Annotated in this window: 2 tRNA genes and 3 rRNA genes; all 5 read left to right on the plus strand. The window is 48.6% G+C overall.

Annotation, left to right across the window (positions count from 1 at the left end):
* A 16S ribosomal RNA gene (locus CDA10_RS04900) occupies positions 1–1159 on the plus strand; the annotation flags it as partial.
* Between the two features lie 59 nt (positions 1160–1218).
* A tRNA-Ile gene (locus CDA10_RS04905) sits at positions 1219–1295 on the plus strand.
* A gap of 44 nt (positions 1296–1339) precedes the next feature.
* A tRNA-Ala gene (locus tag CDA10_RS04910) sits at positions 1340–1415 on the plus strand.
* Between the two features lie 363 nt (positions 1416–1778).
* Positions 1779–4719 (plus strand): 23S ribosomal RNA (locus CDA10_RS04915).
* Positions 4720–4886: 167 nt separating this feature from the next.
* Positions 4887–5001: ribosomal RNA gene (gene rrf, locus CDA10_RS04920) — 5S ribosomal RNA — on the plus strand.
* Positions 5002–5044: the final 43 nt, after the last annotated feature.

The following is a 5044-nucleotide window of genomic DNA, read 5'->3' on the forward strand; positions in this document are numbered from 1 at the left end:
CCTGATCCAGCCATGCCGCGTGTGTGAAGAAGGCCTTATGGTTGTAAAGCACTTTAAGCGAGGAGGAGGCTACCTAGAATAATACTCTAGGATAGTGGACGTTACTCGCAGAATAAGCACCGGCTAACTCTGTGCCAGCAGCCGCGGTAATACAGAGGGTGCGAGCGTTAATCGGATTTACTGGGCGTAAAGCGTACGTAGGCGGCTTATTAAGTCGGATGTGAAATCCCTGAGCTTAACTTAGGAATTGCATTCGATACTGGTGAGCTAGAGTATGGGAGAGGATGGTAGAATTCCAGGTGTAGCGGTGAAATGCGTAGAGATCTGGAGGAATACCGATGGCGAAGGCAGCCATCTGGCCTAATACTGACGCTGAGGTACGAAAGCATGGGGAGCAAACAGGATTAGATACCCTGGTAGTCCATGCCGTAAACGATGTCTACTAGCCGTTGGGGCCTTTGAGGCTTTAGTGGCGCAGCTAACGCGATAAGTAGACCGCCTGGGGAGTACGGTCGCAAGACTAAAACTCAAATGAATTGACGGGGGCCCGCACAAGCGGTGGAGCATGTGGTTTAATTCGATGCAACGCGAAGAACCTTACCTGGTCTTGACATAGTAAGAACTTTCCAGAGATGGATTGGTGCCTTCGGGAGCTTACATACAGGTGCTGCATGGCTGTCGTCAGCTCGTGTCGTGAGATGTTGGGTTAAGTCCCGCAACGAGCGCAACCCTTTTCCTTATTTGCCAGCACTTCGGGTGGGAACTTTAAGGATACTGCCAGTGACAAACTGGAGGAAGGCGGGGACGACGTCAAGTCATCATGGCCCTTACGACCAGGGCTACACACGTGCTACAATGGTCGGTACAAAGGGTTGCTACCTAGCGATAGGATGCTAATCTCAAAAAGCCGATCGTAGTCCGGATTGGAGTCTGCAACTCGACTCCATGAAGTCGGAATCGCTAGTAATCGCGGATCAGAATGCCGCGGTGAATACGTTCCCGGGCCTTGTACACACCGCCCGTCACACCATGGGAGTTTGTTGCACCAGAAGTAGGTAGTCTAACCTTAGGGAGGACGCTTACCACGGTGTGGCCGACGACTGGGGTGAAGTCGTAACAAGGTAGCCGTAGGGGAACCTGCGGCTGGATCACCTCCTTAACGAAAGATTGACGATTGGTAAGAATCCACAACAAGTTGTTCTTCATTGATGTATCTGAGGGTCTGTAGCTCAGTTGGTTAGAGCACACGCTTGATAAGCGTGGGGTCACAAGTTCAAGTCTTGTCAGACCCACCAAGTCTACTGAACACAGAAGAGCAGATATATTAAGATCTTAAGCTGGGGACTTAGCTTAGTTGGTAGAGCGCCTGCTTTGCACGCAGGAGGTCAACGGTTCGACTCCGTTAGTCTCCACCATACATTACGAAGTAATGTAAAAACAAAAGTTAAATCCTAAAGATAGCTTATAGAACTTAGTAAGTAGATAGCTTATTAAGTTCTGTGATTTATCACAGTTTGCTACGCATCGACGAGATGGTAGTTAATCATTAACAGAATAAATTTGAGTTGAAATAATTGTTTAACTCGTTTCAAGCAAATTAACAAGCAATTGTTAATATTGAGTGAAATGAGCACTAGCGATAAAACTGAATCAAGCGTTTTGGTATATGAATTAAATTGAAGCTGTACGTGCTTAAGTGCACAGACAACAGATAGTAGCAATTAATTTTGCAACGATAACACTCACTTGTATGTGTTAGCGACTGTTTGGGGTTGTATAGTCAAGTAATTAAGTGCATGTGGTGGATGCCTTGGCAGTCAGAGGCGATGAAAGACGTAATAGCCTGCGATAAGCTTCGGGGAGGCGGCAAATATCCTGTGATCCGGAGATTTCTGAATGGGGAAACCCACTTACCATAAGGTAGGTATCGCATGATGAATACATAGTCATGCGAGGCGAACGAGGGGAAGTGAAACATCTCAGTACCCTTAGGAAAAGAAATCAATTGAGATTCCGTCAGTAGCGGCGAGCGAACGCGGATCAGCCCATTAAGTTATATGTGTATTAGCGGAACGCTCTGGGAAGTGCGACCGTAGAGGGTGATAGTCCCGTACACGAAAGTGCACATATAATGATGACGAGTAGGGCGAGGCACGTGAAACCTTGTCTGAATATGGGGGGACCATCCTCCAAGGCTAAATACTCCTGACTGACCGATAGTGAACCAGTACCGTGAGGGAAAGGCGAAAAGAACCCCTGTGAGGGGAGTGAAATAGATCCTGAAACCGCATGCATACAAGCAGTGGGAGCCGACTAGTTCGGTGACTGCGTACCTTTTGTATAATGGGTCAGCGACTTATATTCAGTAGCGAGGTTAACCGTATAGGGGAGCCGTAGAGAAATCGAGTCTTAATAGGGCGTTTAGTTGCTGGGTATAGACCCGAAACCAGGTGATCTATCCATGAGCAGGTTGAAGGTTGGGTAACACTAACTGGAGGACCGAACCCACTGTCGTTGAAAAGCCAGGGGATGACTTGTGGATAGGGGTGAAAGGCTAATCAAACTTGGTGATAGCTGGTTCTCCCCGAAAGCTATTTAGGTAGCGCCTCGGACGAATACCATAGGGGGTAGAGCACTGTTTCGGCTAGGGGGTCATCCCGACTTACCAAACCGATGCAAACTCCGAATACCTATGAGTACTATCCGGGAGACAGACTGCGGGTGCTAACGTCCGTAGTCAAGAGGAAAACAATCCAGACCGCCAGCTAAGGCCCCAAAATTATAGTTAAGTGGGAAACGATGTGGGAAGGCATAGACAGCTAGGAGGTTGGCTTAGAAGCAGCCACCCTTTAAAGAAAGCGTAATAGCTCACTAGTCGAGTCGGCCTGCGCGGAAGATGTAACGGGGCTAAAACTATATGCCGAAGCTGCGGATGTATACGTAAGTATACGTGGTAGGGGAGCGTTCTGTAAGCCGATGAAGGTGTATTGAGAAGTATGCTGGAGGTATCAGAAGTGCGAATGCTGACGTGAGTAACGACAAAACGGGTGAAAAACCCGTTCGCTGAAAGACCAAGGGTTCCAGTCCAACGTTAATCGGGGCTGGGTGAGTCGACCCCTAAGGCGAGGCCGAGAGGCGTAGTCGATGGGAAATTGGTTAATATTCCAATACTTCTGTGTAATGCGATGAGAGGACGGAGAAGGTTAAGTCAGCCTGGCGTTGGTTGTCCAGGTGAAAGGTTGTAGGCATGTATCTTAGGCAAATCCGGGGTACTCTATGCTGAGAACTGATAGCAAGCTAGTTTACTAGCGAAGTGGCTGATACCAAGCTTCCAGGAAAAGTCTCTAAGCTTCAGTTACACAGGAATCGTACCCGAAACCGACACAGGTGGTCAGGTCGAGTAGACCAAAGCGCTTGAGAGAACTCTGCTGAAGGAACTAGGCAAAATGGTACCGTAACTTCGGGAGAAGGTACGCTGCTGACGGTGATTCCCCTTGCGGGATGAGCTATTGGCAGCCACAGAAACCAGGCCCCTGCAACTGTTTATTAAAAACATAGCACTCTGCAAACACGAAAGTGGACGTATAGGGTGTGATGCCTGCCCGGTGCTGGAAGGTTAATTGATGGGGTTAGCGTAAGCGAAGCTCTTGATCGAAGCCCCAGTAAACGGCGGCCGTAACTATAACGGTCCTAAGGTAGCGAAATTCCTTGTCGGGTAAGTTCCGACCTGCACGAATGGCATAATGATGGGGGCGCTGTCTCCAGCAGAGACTCAGTGAAATCGAATTCGCCGTGAAGATGCGGTGTACCCGCGGCTAGACGGAAAGACCCCGTGAACCTTTACTGCAGCTTGACATTGAACTTTGATCTTACTTGTGTAGGATAGGTGGGAGGCTTTGAAGTAGTGACGCCAGTTACTATGGAGCCATCCTTGAAATACCACCCTGGTAATATTGAGGTTCTAACTCTGTCCCGTTATCCGGGACGAGGACCATGTCTGGTGGGTAGTTTGACTGGGGCGGTCTCCTCCTAAAGAGTAACGGAGGAGTACGAAGGTGCGCTCAGCGTGGTCGGAAATCACGCGTAGAGTATAAAGGCAAAAGCGCGCTTAACTGCGAGACCCACAAGTCGAGCAGGTACGAAAGTAGGTCTTAGTGATCCGGTGGTTCTGTATGGAAGGGCCATCGNCGAAAGTAGGTCTTAGTGATCCGGTGGTTCTGTATGGAAGGGCCATCGCTCAACGGATAAAAGGTACTCTGGGGATAACAGGCTGATACCGCCCAAGAGTTCATATCGACGGCGGTGTTTGGCACCTCGATGTCGGCTCATCTCATCCTGGGGCTGAAGCAGGTCCCAAGGGTATGGCTGTTCGCCATTTAAAGAGGTACGCGAGCTGGGTTTAGAACGTCGTGAGACAGTTCGGTCCCTATCTACCGTGGGCGTTGGAAATTTGAGAGGATCTGCTCCTAGTACGAGAGGACCAGAGTGGACGAACCTCTGGTGTACCGGTTGTGACGCCAGTCGCATCGCCGGGTAGCTATGTTCGGAAGGGATAACCGCTGAAAGCATCTAAGCGGGAAGCCTACCTCAAGATAAGATTTCCCTAGGACTTTATGTCCTCTAAAGAGCCGTTGAAGACTACGACGTTGATAGGTTGGATGTGGAAGTGCAGTGATGCATGAAGCTGACCAATACTAATTGCTCGTGAGGCTTGACTATACAACACCCAAGCAGTTGTATACATAGCATCATTTGATTCATAAAAGATCAAACATACTTGATTTAGTTGTAAAGCTAGTTACAATACCCAACTCAAATGTTCTGTTAAACTCATTTGGTACGAAGTAAGGCATTTAAATAAGACCCGAACAAGTCCATAACAGTTTGCTGGCGACAATAGCAAGAGTGAACCACCTGATCCCTTCCCGAACTCAGAAGTGAAACCTCTTAGCGCTGATGGTAGTGTGGGGTTACCCATGTGAGAGTAAGTCATCGCCAGCTTTTAAATCTAAAACACCCTCTGCAATAGCAGAGGGTGTTTTTT

It is taken from the genome of Acinetobacter piscicola, from assembly GCF_002233755.1.
Lineage (GTDB): Bacteria > Pseudomonadota > Gammaproteobacteria > Pseudomonadales > Moraxellaceae > Acinetobacter > Acinetobacter piscicola.